The sequence below is a fragment of the Chryseobacterium phocaeense genome (assembly GCF_900169075.1).
Classification (GTDB): domain Bacteria; phylum Bacteroidota; class Bacteroidia; order Flavobacteriales; family Weeksellaceae; genus Chryseobacterium; species Chryseobacterium phocaeense.
The window spans coordinates 2,801,005-2,818,231 of the sequence record NZ_LT827015.1; the positions used below are offsets into that span (position 1 = coordinate 2,801,005).

11 protein-coding genes are annotated in these 17,227 nt (G+C 32.8%); 2 read left to right on the plus strand and 9 right to left on the minus strand.

Going from position 1 to position 17,227, the window contains the following annotated elements; genetic code table 11:
• Window positions 1-31 precede the first annotated feature (31 nt).
• Window positions 32-364, minus strand: a complete 333-nt coding sequence (locus B7E04_RS19475) for a hypothetical protein (protein ID WP_080780202.1) — start codon at window positions 362-364, stop codon at window positions 32-34.
• A gap of 134 nt (window positions 365-498) precedes the next feature.
• On the minus strand, window positions 499-1,611 hold the full coding sequence (locus tag B7E04_RS19480) for a heparan-alpha-glucosaminide N-acetyltransferase domain-containing protein (protein ID WP_080780203.1): 1,113 nt from the start codon (window positions 1,609-1,611) through the stop codon (window positions 499-501).
• Window positions 1,612-1,927: 316 nt separating this feature from the next.
• On the opposite strand from B7E04_RS19480, the gene B7E04_RS19485 reads away from it, so the two are divergent.
• Together B7E04_RS19485 and B7E04_RS19490 are read left to right on the plus strand one after the other, a co-directional pair.
• A complete protein-coding gene (locus B7E04_RS19485) occupies window positions 1,928-2,191 on the plus strand; it encodes a hypothetical protein (RefSeq protein WP_080780204.1) in 264 nt (87 codons plus the stop codon).
• Window positions 2,179-2,928, plus strand: coding sequence for a zeta toxin family protein (locus B7E04_RS19490; protein ID WP_080780205.1), 750 nt, complete (start codon window positions 2,179-2,181; stop codon window positions 2,926-2,928). The genes B7E04_RS19485 and B7E04_RS19490 overlap by 13 nt, the downstream gene beginning before the upstream one ends.
• Before the next feature lie 317 nt (window positions 2,929-3,245).
• Here the strand turns inward: B7E04_RS19490 and B7E04_RS19495 are convergent, their stop codons facing one another.
• The 7 genes from B7E04_RS19495 to avs1a form a co-directional block, all read right to left on the minus strand.
• Window positions 3,246-5,480 carry a hypothetical protein gene (locus B7E04_RS19495; protein WP_139785454.1) on the minus strand — a complete coding sequence of 745 codons (2,235 nt, stop codon included), beginning with the start codon at window positions 5,478-5,480 and terminating at the stop codon, window positions 3,246-3,248.
• A gap of 115 nt (window positions 5,481-5,595) precedes the next feature.
• Window positions 5,596-8,763 carry a DEAD/DEAH box helicase gene (locus B7E04_RS19500; RefSeq protein ID WP_080780207.1) on the minus strand — a complete coding sequence of 1,056 codons (3,168 nt, stop codon included), beginning with the start codon at window positions 8,761-8,763 and terminating at the stop codon, window positions 5,596-5,598.
• 1 nt (window position 8,764) lies between these two features.
• Complete coding sequence (locus B7E04_RS19505; RefSeq protein WP_080780208.1) at window positions 8,765-9,547, minus strand: hypothetical protein; 783 nt, start codon at window positions 9,545-9,547, stop codon at window positions 8,765-8,767.
• A 212-nt stretch (window positions 9,548-9,759) separates the two neighbouring features.
• A complete protein-coding gene (locus tag B7E04_RS19510) occupies window positions 9,760-9,978 on the minus strand; it encodes a hypothetical protein (RefSeq protein WP_080780209.1) in 219 nt (72 codons plus the stop codon).
• A complete protein-coding gene (avs1c, locus tag B7E04_RS19515; RefSeq protein WP_080780210.1) occupies window positions 9,968-10,210 on the minus strand; it encodes an AVAST type 1 anti-phage system protein Avs1c in 243 nt (80 codons plus the stop codon). Before avs1c ends, B7E04_RS19510 begins: the two co-directional genes overlap by 11 nt.
• Entirely contained in the window at window positions 10,207-16,035 is a 5,829-nt protein-coding gene (locus B7E04_RS19520; RefSeq protein WP_080780211.1) for a serine protease, read from the minus strand. The genes avs1c and B7E04_RS19520 overlap by 4 nt, the downstream gene beginning before the upstream one ends.
• The gene (gene avs1a / locus B7E04_RS19525) at window positions 16,032-17,225 is read right to left on the minus strand and encodes an AVAST type 1 anti-phage system MBL fold metallo-hydrolase Avs1a (protein ID WP_080780212.1); all 1,194 of its coding nucleotides are present in this window, start codon (window positions 17,223-17,225) and stop codon (window positions 16,032-16,034) included. Before avs1a ends, B7E04_RS19520 begins: the two co-directional genes overlap by 4 nt.
• Window positions 17,226-17,227: the final 2 nt, after the last annotated feature.

Genomic DNA, 17,227 nt, shown 5'->3' on the forward strand with positions numbered 1-17,227 from the left:
TGAAGCCGTTTTTCTGTGTTTTCAGGAAAAATTATTTTTTTAAGTCTGATTTTACATCTTTATACCCATCTGCAACTGCATCTGCCCCTTTTTCAGCGGTCTTTTTAACACTTTTCGCGCCTTTTGTTGCTGTTTTACCTACCCATTTTGTGCCTTTTTTAACGCCTTTTTTTGTAGCTTTTGCTCCTTTTTTAGCTTTGTCTCCCACCCATTCAGCACCGTTTTTAACTCCTTTTTCTGTTGCTTTTGCTCCTTTTTCAATGGCAGTACCAACATTTTTTGCTTCCTGCTTTACCGTTTCCTGAGCATTAACAGTTGTTGCAAATAAACCGAACGCTAATACGGCTAATACATTCTTTTTCATTGTCTTTTTTTTAAGTTATTTTGATAGATATAACATAAAACAAGCCAAACTTATATGACAAAAAAGGTGAATGAAAATAATTTAATCGAATTGAAAAAAAATTTCTGTTTTTTGTCCCTGTAACAGGCAACCTATCACTTCAGGACAGTATCATCCACTGAAACAGGTTGTTCAAGAACAATTCCCGGCTTTTTCTTTTTTAAGAGATCCAGTAATTTCTGCACAGAGAATGTGAGGATAATGTAAAGTACAATAAGCATCAACACGAATCCTATTCCGTGCTGTCTGTAACCAAAAATACCTTTACCCCAGGAGATTAAAATCCATTGGATCATATACATTGAGGTCAGGTTTTTACTGCAGTATTTTAAAATTCCGGTGAATTTATTTTCCTTCATATTGGAAGTCAATCTGGAAATAGCCCATAAAAAGATCAGTGTCCAGCCGGCAAAATAAATAACTCCTCCCGGTCCCATATGGTAAAATCCATTATAATTATAGGCATCAAACAGGAAAACCAGAGGAGCGCCTACTGCGATGAACACAAGCCCGAAGTACAGCATCTTTCTAAATAGTTCTTGGCTGTTATAATTAAGCTCCAGAAACCATTTTCCGAAAAACATCCCGATGATAATAAAAGCCATCCACGGGAAAACAGGGAAATAGATATAGGCCGGATAATCGTTACTGAAGAAAAGGTCTGAAATATAATTGACCACAGGGTAATCAATAATAGTCCCACTCAATTCACGCGATACGAGTGCTATCAGTAATCCGATAGCCAGAATACCATATTTGTTCTTCACATACTCCCTGATAAAACCTACAAAAAGCAATGAGATCCCTGCCAGTTGTAAGATATCTCCCAGCATCACCAGATACATATACTGCTGCTCTATCGGCCCATGCCATCCATATTTCTGAATAAAATTATCGGGAGCAAAGCCCAACACTGCAGGAACAATGAACTTCATAAAATTCATAAAAAAAGCAGCCAGCAGAAGTAACCCGCCGCGTTTTATAGAACTTTTAAGACTCTGATGACTGGAAGTCATAAACGTAATGCCCATACAAATCAGGAAAATAGAAGTTCCTCTCCCCAGAAAGACAATAAAACTCCCAATAACTGATTCGGATTGTGATTTTACATTCGCATAGATAAGCAGAGTGTGGATAATGATCATTCCCACCACACTCATTCCTTTTATCAGGTCAAGTGCTGCAATTCTTTTACTTTGGTGTTCCATAGTTTTTTTAAGTTTTAAAAGCCTACAAAACGTAATGCTGGAAGCTACTGAAATGATCCGGCAACCGATCTGTAAGTGTAAAAGGTTATCTTTTTTAATTAAATATTTATTTATTCTAAATAAAAACAAATATACAGATTAAATGCAAACCAATTTATTTTATTGATAAAATTCAAGTATTTATTTCAGTAGCTTCCATTTACATATGCTTATGATATTCATCGAAGAATGATATTTTAGTGATCTCTTTTTTAATTCGTTAAAACAATAAAAGGAGGAATAATTTTTGTATTTTAGCTCAGTAAATTGTATAGAAATGAGCAAAAGTAGAAGTAATTTAAGAAGCAGGATAAGAACAGCTCGCCGAAATAATGCCAGACGAGAACTTGCGAGCTTTGCTCTTACTGCATCAAGAAATGCTAAAAGATCTTCCATTGCTTTAGACATTCCATTTGAAATTATTAAAGATGGGGCTGTTTACCAATTTCAGAAAGGAAAAATGATTAAAACAGCTACATTAAAAAAAATAATATCTGATAAAACCGGACTTACTAAAGGGAGTAAAATATGTCTAAAGTAAAAAGACTGAGAATTTTTGCAGGACCAAATGGCTCCGGTAAGTCTACTCTATTTGAAGTCTTTCAGCAAGAAAAATATAAACCCGGAATTTTCATCAATTCCGATGTTGTAGAAAAAGAAATCCTTGAAAAAGGATTTCTTGATTTATTGCCGTATGGTCTCGAACTCACTCAGGATGATCTTCTTAAATTCTATCAAACCCCAAATGCAAAAACGCTTCTGGAAAAATCCCATGCATCGGGGCATACAATAGATATTGAAATAAGAGAAAATATTATTGTAGATCGATCCCGGGATACGCATAGCTACGAAGCCTCATTAATTACATCCTTTATAAGGGAAAATCTTCTTGAAAAAGGTATTTCCTTCGCATTTGAAACTGTGATGAGTCATCCTTCAAAGCTCGATGAAATTATTGAAGCCAGGAAGCATGGCTATAAAATTTACCTGTACTTTATCTGTCTGGATGAAGCCAATCTAAATGTATCCAGGGTTAATGACAGGGTAAGAAAGGGAGGTCATAGAGTAGATCCTGAAAAAATAAAAACCAGATATTTGAACACGCTGCAAAATCTTTATCCTGCGCTAAAACTCGTTGATCGTGCATACTTGTTTGACAACTCGGATGAAATGCTGATGATTGCTGAAATAGATACCGGGGAGCTTACCATTAATGTTGATCAGGAACTGTTTCCTAACTGGTTCATTGAGTACGTAGTAGATAAGGTGAATTTATAGTCAAAATTCAATGTCTATGCTTATTAACAACCAATTAATCATTTTAATGTAAAAAGATTTACCACAATAAAAAACCGCAGCAAACAAGTTTGCTGCGGTTGTATATCAAATGTAAGGGTCTCCTTACAATCTACTTATTTTACTTCTTCAAAAATAAAATATATTGAAAATCAATTATTTAAATTTCAATGGTACAAATATGATACAAATTAAACTAATTTCTTAAAATCTAATAAAGTTTTTTCAGATAAAATATTACCGCAGTTTATTAATGATAAATTATTCAAATATTATCATTAATATCTTTATAATAATTTTTAATAATAAAAATATTTTGATCCACGCAGATCAAAATAATCAGGTTCATGTAGCAATAATTCTTCAATATCTGGAATGTAGTCCTCTTTGCTAAAACTATGTTGTAAGTACTTTCTAGCTTTCTCGAGTTTTCCATATTCATTTTTATAGCATGAAAGTACAATCTTATCAGGCCGTATATCTTTCGCTATTTCAATAAGTGAATCTAACGATTTATTACTATTAGCACTAAATTCTTTACTGCTGTGTTTCGCCTCGCCAATGATAAATTTACCATCTACTAAAGCAACAACATCTATTTCATTTGCTGGCTTTCTCGAGTGAACATCGGCATAAAGGTTCAACTGAGGGCTATATGAAAAAGACCTGTTGCTTTTTCTGATTGCAAAATTAACAAGTGTTCTGATAACAGTTAGATTTCCGTCTCTTTGTGTCTTAGATTGAAAGATATTATTTTTTATTAGGTCATTTAATTTATAAGAAAATTCAGCTTCAATAGGTATATTAAAATCTTTTAAACATCCTTTACAATTTACCGTATTGCTCGTATCCCTCAAATGATACCAAAAAATTGAAGAACATTTAGTACATTTCAATTTAAATCCCTGAAGGAAAATAGAAAGTTCACAAAGTGTTTTTAACAATTGCTTTAAACCTAAACTCAAATTTTCCGAATTAGCAAAAGTCTGTTCTCTAGTTCCAAGTAATCCAACATGATCTTCATATACCTTAGTACATTTCCTAAAAATATCTAGAAAAGAAATGGCATCTCCTGCTGGCTTTTCACTAGTACATAGTTCTACAAAAACATCTACCCAAAATTTATCTTTAAAAAAATCGTCGATCACATGAAAATCATCTTTAAATGTCCGGATAAAAGAAAGCAATCTATTACTGCTATCATGTGGCCCTATAGCTACATACTTAGTATTGGAGGTAGTGCCTTGAAAGACAGGACTTAGTATTAGCTGTTGTAAAAGTACCGAAAACTCTGGGATATCTATTTTAACAGATCCCGAATCAGCAGCAGAATTTTGAACATAATAAGATATATTCCTGTTTTTACTAATTCTGCCATCCATTGCTTTAACAATGTATTGGGTATTGGTAGTTAATGGAAATCTAAGTAAATTTCGATTAGGCTTATTGATTTGATAAATTTCAATGTCAATTGCCCATTTTTGCGGGTAGAAACCAATTTTATCTGCAAAACTCAACGGTGGAATAAAAAGGAGATTTTCTTCAGACACCAAAGTTTGAATACTTTGCCGCTCTTCGTATTGATATTCATGTAATCCCTTACTATCCGACACTGTAAATGGAAAATTTTGCACTTCCTTATACCTGATGGTTTTATGTGGGACAAGTGGTCTTAAATGTTTTTGCATTAAATCTTCTACTTCTTCCTTTTTTAGTGTAAAAGAAATAACCTCAATGGTGTTACTACTCGTCAAATTACTTAAAACGCCACCAAAATATTGGTCTTGAGTCACTAACTGTAACTCTTCAATTGTAAAGTAAAATACATTATAACATTGAAAAAGCTGTCGGTTCCAATAATATAGTAGATCTATAGTACTCGATTTATCTTTGGTTATTACAATCTCAGAAGACTCATATGATGTATGTCCAAAGCTCCGGAGTATTTTTGTGTTTAGATGTCGTCTCGATAAAAATGATTGGATAATTGGTTTGTGCAAATAAATAATCTGATTAAGCTCATCAAAATTATCTTTAGTAATCCTTATTTGGTTAAGTCTTTTTGTTATTTTTTCTTCTCCTATTGAAGCATTAGAATGTAAACCAAAGTTTGTATGAAAAAAGTCTAGAAGAGGACTTTCGGTTTTGTCAATTCCCTCCGATAAAAGAATACTGTAGCCATGCTCGAACTGAGACACCAGATATAATGCATCCACTCCTAAAGTATCTAATTCTCTTGGCTCTTTTTCCAAATTAAAGTATCCTGTTGGATTAAAATATCCAAGCTTCCGTACGACATCGGGATCTACACTATTCGAATAAAAAATATAATCTGGATCGTAGTGCTTTATCATATCCAAATAGTTTTGAACTATGGCCCCTTCTTTAACAGGTATGATAGGGTTATATCTTCCGCCCCACTGCTTTTGGTTATGATGTATTAGCTTAATAAGTTTTTCATAGGGATAATCGATATCGACAAAAAACATATATCGAAGATGTCTTGGTTGAGAGGTAATTTGAAATTGATTCATTACGTTTATGTGTTTCTTATTCTGGTATTAGTTATTTTTTTTATTGCTGTTCACAGTAGAATTCTCTCAAAATGCAAAAATGTCATCTAGTTTTAACATGGCTAATATCATAAAGCTACAATCTTAATGATTGACTAAAAGCTAAATGTGTTTCTACTCTCATTAACAAATTATTGTCTTTCTTATAAAATAATTTAGAAGCAGAGTCAAATCCTTCCCTAACGCAACTCGCTAAGATTCTTACATCCCACGAAATGTTTGCATTTTCAATGCTATTTTGTTTTGCTTTTTCCAGTAATACCATTGATAATAATCCCAATCCAAAACTTAGTTCAGGAACCAGTCGATTAACAAACTTGCGGGCCTTACCTAAATAAGCGCTTCTATCAGGTCTATTCACATTTGGAATTTTGGCATCCAACTCATTTAAAGGAATTCCTAGTACGTAATGCTGAAGAATATCTTTCATTAAATCAATCCGATTTGTTATATCAGAGATTTCTGCTTCCGGTTTTAATCCAAGAACTTTCTTAATTTGTTCTAATGTAGTATGTTTGCTAAATATCTTTAACAAGAAAGATGGATTATCCTTTATCCATGTAAAAAACCACTCTATTAATTCTATTACTGATCTAGATAATAGATTTTCGAGACCTCCCCGATCAATGGCATTTCCCAACTCGTGAATAATCAATGGCTCAACTCCCGTCTTAATTGCTATCTCTTTTTGCCATAAATACTCATCTGTTAAACTATCCAGTTCATTTCGCCTATCTAGTAATTTTCTAACCTGTTCATCAAACTGCGCTTTATTTCCTTGTATAGTCGCCTTATAAGCATACAATGATTTTTCTAACAAATCTTTACTGGCAGTATGGGATACATTTTCTGGTACAAACCTATACAATATATTCTTTTGATCAACACTTAAATCATCTTTATTCTCTTGGATTGTATCTAAAAAGTATTCCAAAGGATCTTTTATCGTAAGGCATTGATCTCCTTTTGAAAACACATCATCCTTTAACTGCCACCATCTTTCAGAAATAGTGGAATCCTGAATTGTAACAATCTTACCTGGAATCAAAATAACAGCGCCTTGTGAGGAAAGTCCTGCTCTTCCCGCTCTCCCTGCTGCATTTAACAATTCGTGAGGATCGACCTGCTGTCTATTTTCACCATCTTCATCGTATCGGTCATCGCCAGCAATTATAACTATTTCTGCAGGTAAATTAATTCCCTGGGCAAGAGTAGCTGTTGCTACAAGAACTACAGAACCTTCAGTGGATTTAAAATATCCTTCGATTAAAGATCTCTCGGTAGGTAACAGCAAACCATGATGCACTCCAACATTTTTACAATCGTAAAAATACGAATGTCTAAAATCACCTAGCTCAAGGGTAATACCATCCACCAACTTTTGATTGATTTTAATATAATCATGATATGAATTATGCCTGTCAGTTAGAGCTTCAGCAATTTTACGTGATGTGGAGTTGGTTATTCTCGGATCATCTACGAATACAAGTGTTTTGAGCCCTAAACTAGAAAAATGTACTGCTAGGTCGGCTGCAATGAAATTTCTATTACTTGTGAGTTGCCATCTACCACCAATACCCAACAATGTACTATGAGAAAGAATTTGAGATTTTAGATAATCATTATCATCTTCTGTTTCCCAAATATTTTTTAGACTAAAAAAACAAAAAGGATCAATAATCATCCTATTTTTTAGTTTAGCAGGAGGAGCTTTGGTTGTAGCAGTTTTTCTATGTTCATTAATAATGCCATTCAGCTCCTTTATTTTTCGTTCCTCAAATATCAGGCATCCATGAAGTTGACGAGTAGGTTTCCATGTAGAACTAAAAACATGGCATTTTCTTAACGTAACTTCCGAAATCCATGAAGCAATTTCACTACCATTTTCAACCATAGCTGATATTAATAAATAATCAGCTTGAGGAGCTAGATTGAATATAGACAAAAGACAGTACATTGCATCAACAGATCTTCTATCCTTATTTATATTTGTGCCATGTATTAAATGAAATTCATCAAAAACCACCAATCCTACTCTACTAAAAAAATCAGGATTGATGTTGAGAAAAGTTAGACATCTTTCAGGTGTCATAACGACAATTGGAAAGCCGACTACCTCCTCAAAATCAGTAAACTCACTTCCAAATTCAATATTAACTGATTCAAATTCACTAAATAATGGTCTTAAATTCTTATTTACCTGATCTTCTAAAGCATGGGTAGGAACTAAATAGATTACCTTTCTTCCAGAATATAAACACGATGCTATTTTTAATTCCGATAGAGTTGACTTTCCAGCTCCGGTAGGTAATGTTAATACAGCAGATTGGCCAGGATCTAGAAAATCAGTACTTATTACATCTTTATGATTCTCCCACAAATATGGACGCTCTTTTGCCAGGTTTTCCAAAAAATTAGTCCAAAGTACTGGATTGACACCAAATGGAGGCGGAATGTTAATGACCGCTCTCGTTAATATATCTTCTTCTAATAGCTTTAATAATTTTGCAAGACGATAAGGTCCTGAAAAAGTACTTCTTTGCTCAAAACGGCCAATGTCTGATATTGAAAGCTCTATTACCTTGTCAAAATGATTTTGCCGTTCTCCTGTAGATTGAAGTGCTAATCGTTGGCCGATTTGTACCATACCAAGCCCTATTTCTCTCCATAAATAGTTTAGAGCAGTTTCTTCCAAATCATCAGCATTAAATATCTCTTCTTCAATGAGAGTATTTTCAGCTATTTCGGCTACTTTCCCGGTAGCTAAACAGATGATACATGAAATCAATTTCCTGTGCGTTGGGCCTTCCGCGTCACTTCTTCTTAATGACAAAGCTGTTTCTGCAGCGTCTGCCTGGCTATTGCCAATTAAAAAAAGAATTATCGATGCTATATAAGCAGATATAGAATCGGTCTCTAACAAGTTTTCATGCTCTTCATTGTCTAACCCCATCTTATGGATAAGATTATTTGCCGTAGCAGCAACAAAAGCTATAGATTCTTTTTGCTCATGATCAGGAATCGTTAACAAAATAGTTTCAAGATTATTTGCTAACTTTCTCAATAGTTTTAGTCCAGAAATCAAAATTTCACTTTGAAAATTAAGCGTTCCATCTGCTACTTGACGTTTCAAGCTGACAATCTGAGCATATATCTTTGTTAATTCCTGCGGCAGCCTATTAATGTCAATATCTGCAATATCAGGTATATCTTTTATCTTTCTTTCAGTAGTACTATTATACATATCAAGACTTTTTAGACTGTAAATAATTAATAACTTTATCTGAAAAGTCCTGCATCCAATTTCTCATATCATCAAGATAAATAGTTGCTCCACTTCTACGTTCAGAAGTATTCCCAGAAACACAATCATCGTAATTATTGAATAAAGCTTTTCTACCTTCATTATCATTATGCCTCCCTTCTCTGGTTATCCCTATACGATAAATTCGATACTTATTATCAAAAATATCGTTCTGAACATTTTGTAATATATTTCCTGCATCAAGTTGACCAATTAAAATAGAAATTATTGATACCAAAGCATTATTTTTCTCCCCATTTTCAAACTCTCTAAATTCAGGAAAAACCTGCTGAGTAATTTTACCTCTTGGTCCAGTAGTACACTTATCTTCGGTTATAATTATATTTCTCAAACCATCATTTTCATTTAGAATCAGAGCTAAACCATCAATTCCATGTTGGGCTGGTGCAAAATGTGGATAATTAGAAAAAAATTTTTCACCAGTATACCTCTTTGCTAAAACGATCCAGGATATCATCTGAAAAATCCATCCATCTCGTTTTTCAATAGTGGCTGATGTAATTTTGTTAATCACCTTATCAATAGAGTCATTCGGATGCACAGGTAAAACAGTACTCAATGAATTTATAATGCGGTTAATATGGAGGTGGTGTCCTAGTAGCAGTTCCCCTACGTATTCCGCCAATAAATCTTTATTATCTATCTCATATTCGTAATCGATGACTAACGGGGAACAATCTGTATCTATAAGGTTGAAGGGCATAAACTATAATGGTTATTAATAATATATGAAAACAGTAAAATTAAAATATTACTGTTCTAACAAATATAACAAAAACTTAAATCTCTTATTTACAGTTGCCTGCAGTTTTAAAAAAATTGTAAAACCCAATTTAAACCTGTAAAGGAAAATGCAAGAAATTAACCGTCAAAGTGGATAATTAATAGTGATGGAAGATCATAATTGACATTACATTATAACTCTTCTCTACTATGCTTCTTATCTTCTAATATTTTTGCTGCTGTGTTTGCTGTCAATGCTATAGTTTGTGTAATTGTTCGAAGGTTCATTCTTCCGTTAGGAGAATACCTTGCTTTTTCAGCTGCATTTAACATCTTAAAATTAGTTACATTCATGTTCTTTTCTAAAAGCAAGCTTAAGTTTCTTTCCAATTCTCTTCTATTATCCGGCATCTTTATTATTTTTAAATTCAGGTCTGTCAAAATTAGCTAAGGAGTTTGCCAATAATCTTGACCGCTCATCTACAGTTATAAAATTTACTCTCTTATTAGGAAGTTTTTTAGTCTTCAGCAAACTCATTATTATTCTATGATCTGGAATTGATTTAAATGTTCCCTTTTCAATGGATTCAGCTAAAATGTGAATATGTCTCTCAAATTGTTTTCTATTATCTGGTGTAATCATAAATTTGATATTTTTTGATCGAATATATCGACGATATAGGAATTATATCCATAAAATATTCTCAGTACAAGTTTATATTCTGATTTTATACTATCAATTTTATTGAGTGGTATAGTTGAGAAATACCCGATATTAGAAGAAGTTCCTCTGTTATTATTTCCCCAATTTCTTCCAACTCTCCAAAATTTCGAATTTATATCATTCTGCAGGTCTGGTAAGATATCCATCACCTTTTTATTTAAAACTGCCGGAACTAAGTCACTTCCCGTAACATCGACTACATTATCGCATTTAATGAACAATGGGACTATTTGTCCATTTTCACTTTCCGGCATATCTATCGGATATTCGTTCTCAAAAAAAGAGGGCCAAGGATATGATGAGCTTCTTCTATTAGTATCTGACAAAGGCACCAGATACCCTACGATATCAATTATTTCTTGCTTATTTCTTTTTATTTCATCGTTGATTACACTAAAGTAACTTAAAGGGATTTCCCCATTGATTTTTAATTTTCCAAAATTAAGTTTACCTGTTTCAAATAAATGCTTTATCTCATTTTCAAAAGACTCATTATAATTTCTGAAATCTGCACTTAATCGATTCTCTGGAAATGTAGGTTGATAGAATCTTAAGATATTTGCAACCTCTTTTCTTGATTCCAAACTTGTACAAGAGCCTAACGCGGTATTCAGGGCATACTTTAATAAAGTTTCAAGGTCAGATACTAATGGAATATTATTATGGTCATTAAAGCTTCTATCAATATATTCACTGGCTTTTTGGCAATCTTCTATAGATAAAGGTAAAAGATTTTCAATATTTGAAATAAGTTTCTTAGCAAACTCTTTATTCAATATTCCTAAATCATTAAGAGCGTATAAAAATTCATCTATAGGGTGCAAATAAGTTTCATCAAAAAATATTTCTCCACTGTTGGCAGGACCCTTGACAAAAGAGTCCTCAAACAACTTAATCATATTATCAAAGTCCGAAATGCCCAAATTTTGTTGTTCAATCATAGCATCCAACAGTGAATTTTTTATCATAAAATGCTCCTGTTGCAAGAGTTTATTTAAGTTACTCTCTATCAATAATTTAAATTCTTGAGAAAATCCGATTGGATTTAAATTTGACAGTTGATGAATTATAGAAGCTGAAAGTTCTCTCGAAACTTTATACCCGTTAGATAGTATTTCTTCAATCAACCCTTCAACCACATTTTTAGGAATAACAGTTCCCAGCCAAGTTAAAATCTCAATCACTCGATTTTTCACAGTTAATGATGGATGATTTAAAAACCAAATTAATAAGCCTAATAATATTTTTCCCTCCCGTAGATCGGAGTCGTCTTGAGATAATTTAGTTATCCAATTATATTTATCATAGTACTGTTGCGGAGTTTTTATCATCAAACTAAGGTGTTCATCAACTGCCTGAAGTACTAAGGTTTTCTCATTTTCATCATTACTGTTTTGAAGAAATTTTATTATATGGTCAACAATAATCCATTCGTCATAGTAAGGTTCGTTAAGAATAAGGTTTTTCAAACTTTTAATCAGTTCAGAAGAACTGTTATAACTCTGTGTGTAAAGATTTCTTAGATCGGTTATTTTATGAGAATAATTATATGCCCAAACACCATATTTTTTGTTTTGAATTTCCTCTAATGCATTAGTGATTAATTTTCTAGCCTCACTTTTATTTTCTGTATCAAGTTTTTGTTGTGCATTTTTTTTAGCAACAACTAAAGCGTTCAGAGGATCGTCAGTTTTTTCCTTTCGGTGTACATCTGGATCAAGACCTCCTACATTTAACTCTAGGTTCGTCATCCCTACTTCCTCCAAATATTTTTCAGCGAGCACATGGTTCGATGAATTTATATTGTCAAAAAATTCTAATAGATATTCTCTACGATATTCATCATTAAACTCAGACACAATGAATTTAGACCATCTTCTAAAAATAGTTTCCAATTTGGAAGGGTCAGAGTTCTCAAAATTGTTTATAATCTTCGCATGCTCTTTTGCATAATCCGTCAAATGATAGTCTGCTCCTAAAATACATAACTCACTAAGTGCCCAAACAACTAAGGAATTTTCAGGATTTGAATTTTTTATTAATGCTAATACCGCACTCTGTTCCTCGATTGCGTTTGCACCCAATATATAACCTTCCCCTTTTTCCGGCATATCTACATTAAATGATTCGGCATTATTGATAACAGTACCATAATCTGGTAATATTAGATATTGAAGGTATTCTACAGCTTGTTTTAAAAGTCCAATTTTAGTCAAATCACCTACAAATTGCTCCTGTTGCTGCTTAATATATCTTTGAAAAGTCATCTCCCCCGATGCATAATCAAGGTGCGCGGCAAAATTTTTCAAATATGACAGATCTCCATTCTGAGGAATAATATTGGATACCGCAGTATTAATGATGCCCAATTGATCTTCTTTATACCAAGTAGGTCCCATTGATGTATTTATCATTTCTTTAAAAACAGATTTTGCCCTATCCTCATTTTCTAAAATAGCGTATAATTCAATAAGTCTTAACAGATATTCATTTCGTTCCCATCGATTTTCAACCGTCGTTAAAATATGTTTTTCAAGTATTTTTGCTACTTTAAATGAGGATACATTATGATTCCCATCTCTTGCTAACTCACGAGAAATAACAAATAAACTTTCAATGTACCCTTCGGTGTATAAACCTAACTGATAATGTTTTTTTTGCAATATTTTCTCAACAAATTCTTCGATTTTATGAGGAAATGCGTCGATTAATAGATTTGTAAATTTTTTAAATATTGTAGGAAAAAGTTTTTCAGGCAAAGAGTAGCTCCTCTGCCAAAAAACTCTATTTCGTAAGTCCGGAATTAAGCTATATATTAGCTCATTCAGCTTTTCTTCCAGTGATTTAATTTCATCTTTTTTCTTTTCTATCAAAGAGCGTTTAACTTTACCTGATAGAAAGCATAAATATCCAAATACTGATTTCAAGCTTTCTTCCCAGTCACGATAAAATCCATACGCCGATAACTTAGGAAATTTATTGTCATTATCTAAAAAACCAAGACTTTCTTGGTAAATCATAAAGTGATGGATATTTCGAGGAGCTAGATCTACTCCATTTTCTTCTCTTATATTTAAAAAATATGAACTTGAAAATAATTCAGTGTGAATTCTTTCGATAAGTTCTAACTTATTAGATCTTCCTACCAAAGTATATAATAAATAAAAATGATAATCAGAGTGAAAACCATATTTTTCTGTTACATATTCCAAATCTTCTATCCATAGTGGAAGATTCTCCATTTCTATTCTATCAGGGCTTTTTTCCTGAAACTCCAAAGCATGAAAAATACTAAGTGCTAAAAAGCCACTGACTTTATCATTAAAATTAAACCCGTTCGCTTCCAACTTTTTCGAATAAGGCTCCATATTAAATCTCCAAATAAAATATCCTGTATTGTAAGAGCCGACTTCGTCTTTAAACGAGTGGATCAATTCTTTTGAATTCCCTGATTCTTCGATTAAATTAATAGCAGCTTTCTGAATATGTCCAAATTCATGAAATGCCTCCTCCGTATCTAAGTTGGAAGATAAAGTAGTGGCAGGAAATCTCAATCTTAAGTAGCGATTAAATGATTCAGTATCAAATTCTTTTGCAATAATATTATCACAAGTCCGCTTGATTGTATTCAGCAAAATTTCTCCTTCGTCATATGCGTCGTATTCAAAAAATTTTTGCAGTAAATAAAGACCGTCACCATCTGATACAGTTAAGGTTTTATTTCTGACAACATAGCGAATAGCTTCTTCCGGTTTACCGAGAGCCAATAAAGCGTTTACAAGAAATATAGCATTCTCACGGAATAATGTATTGTATCTGAAGTTTAACCTCTGTGACAATAGCAATAAGGAAATAACTTTATGTGTTAGCCCAAAATCGGCAGCAATTCCAACGATTTTTTTAACATCAGATAACACTACATCCGGATTGATGCTGTTTACAGCACATTCATCAATCCAATCTTGGCTACATTGTTCAATCGCATCTATTTTACTGTCATCGCCTGCATTGCCTAAGTGATATACTCTTTCAGAAATTCCAAAGTGAGTATGAGGATTTTTAATTATAAAATTTCCTATATTTTCATGTATTTTTACTTCAATATCTTTAGTTCTTTCATTGACGTAATCTGAAAAAGAAGTATGGTAAATACTTATTGACTCTTCATTCCGCAGTAAATGTTGAATTTTTTGGAAACTCTTCAAAAAATGATGTCTAGTCGCATCAGGTACAATTTCCTTTAGCAATTGTCTGTCAACAGAAACCCTCAGCCTCGCCAAAGTTGCTGCAAGCCACACTTCGTCTGTTTGGTCATCGATATCCTGCCATACCCTGCTGTAGTAATTTTCAATCTCACCACTAATTACCGGAATTTTATTAATCCAATCATCAATCTCAGTAAGGTCATCTGTCTGCAAAATATAATTAATCAAATATCTGAGGTATAGTGGATGACCTTCTGACTTTTCCGCAAGTTCATTTATCTGAGTTGTTGATAAATTTTTGCCTTTTAATTCTTCCGACAAGAACTTTTCTGTATCATCAATTGGCAGTGGAGTAATCTTTATTTCATTATTTGTATTTATTAGTGCTTGGTAAGAATTTGGAAGAGTCTTACTTGATACGCAAGAAAATATAATCTTAAAATTTAGAGGAAGCGGCTGAGGCAATACAGACAGATATTCTTCCATTTTATCTGAGCCTACATCATCTAAGCCATCTATAATTAAGAATGCAGTCTTTCCTTGTTGCTGAAAATTATCAGATAGTTTTTTTATAGCTTGATGAATATTAAATATTCTGTTACTTGGCGAATCATCGTTTGAGGGTTTTGGAGGAATAGTATTATATAGGGAACGATAGCAAACTTCCTCAATCCATCTCATAAAAAAATCAGGCGTTGCTCTTATCTGTGTAGGATACTCTTCATTTTCAGGAACCTTTACAAAATATCGATCAAGTATAATGTAATTATCATCTTGTAAATTCAATTGGGCTGCAATCGTCGTTTTTCCAGATCCAGGACTTCCGGTTAATAAATAAAAATTTTGTTTTGGCCCATTTTGAATAACTTCATTAATACTATCAATTACATTAACGTTAGGTTTACTTTTAGCAATATCACTTTCTAACGATTGAGGTATTGATATTTCGTTGACAGTAATAAATAAAACATTATTTCTCTCTAAACATTCGGTAATTCTTTTAATACTGGTAGCACCTAACGTTCCTACATTGTCGTAACCTATAACTCCTGTAACGTAGCCATCCATAACCAGAGGAGAACCTGATAGACCTTCAAAATCTTCTAAATCTTTATACTGGTCACATTGAAGATCAATATCCCACGCATTTTGTTTGGAATTATCAATTCTGGAAACAATTCCGTTATAACTTCCTCCAGTGTTAACTCTTATTTTTGGAAACCCATAAGACTGCCAGCTTTGATTATAAGGTATATCAATACTCTTTATTGGAATAAAACTAATATTTGTTACTTCTGAATTAAGCTTTATTAAAGCGACATCACATTCCGGAATTCTTTCAATTATGCTCGCAGAAATTTCTGATTCATTAATTGTAACATTAATATTTTCGTTTTCCGGGAGAGAGTGATTACAGGTGATTAATACTTTTTCTGCACCAGTTGTTCTTACAAAAAATGCAGAGCTTGAACTACTTTCAGAATTGATTTGAACCGTTGCTGCTTCTATTTCTTGAGGATGTAAAATTCTTTCTATCATAAAGTAATTGTATAAAATGTGTTTTCAAGGTAATGGATTGAATAATTATATTTAAGCATCCAATCTTCATTTTCGAAAAAAATCGAATTCTCAGTTTTATAATTGAAAAATAATTGTCTTTTAAATTTTGTTTTTCGTGTAACGATATGGGCAAGTGTTTCTTTATCAGGATGATTATGTCGTCCTCCGTTCGTAGATATTAAATATGATTCTGAGTCTATTTTATTTAGCAACTCACTGCTAATATTTCTAAAACTACCATGATGTGAAACTTTAATTAAATCGAATATGATGATACCTTCGCTCTGAAACTCTTCCAAAGACCTGACAACTATATCAGGATGAGCATCGGCTAAAAACAACAATTTTCTTTCTCTAATTTGGAGTACGAAGGCAATAGAACTGCCATTGGTAGCCGTGTTATCATCATGATAATTTTTCTCAAGCAGTTCTTCAATTGTCTGTTTTTTTCTTGAAATCTGCTTCGGAAATAACTTTGGCTGTTCTTTTTCCCAAGATAAAAGCATCTCGAATGCATCATCATAAAATGATGAACCTCCTTGTATATAATTGACACCAAATTTTTTCAATTCGCCAGCCCACAATTTTTTGAGTTTGTCCAACTTATCATTATCCGGTGATAGAAGATAGATTGATGCATCATCATTGACTTTAATTCGTTTTCCATTGTTTACAGATACTGCAAGCTGATTAAAGTCCGTATTCCAATGATATCCTCCTTTTAAAATTAAAGCACCAACCGTTGTACCTTGCGATGCACTGATAACTTTAGATTCTTTGTTGACCTTGTCTTTTGGATATCCTCGTCTGATAATTTGCTGAAGAATCTTATCATTACTTTTCTCTGAAGGATCAGGTTCCCCATTGAAGAGATGTCGATAGGTATTATGCCAAATTTGTTTAATATCAATGATTTTAGAAGAATTATTACACTTGAGAAATTCAACTGCTCCCTGTATATGATCTTTGTCGATATGTGTAATAATAAACTTTTCTAATACGTGACCTTCTCTATTAATTCTTTCCAAGTCTTTAATTAGATGATTTGTAACAGTATCATTATATCCACTGTCGATCAGGAGATAAGTTTGGTTCGTATCATCGATACCAAAGCATACTAACAGACAATCTCCATCTTTTGCAGGATATGCCTTAACACTAATGTTCATAA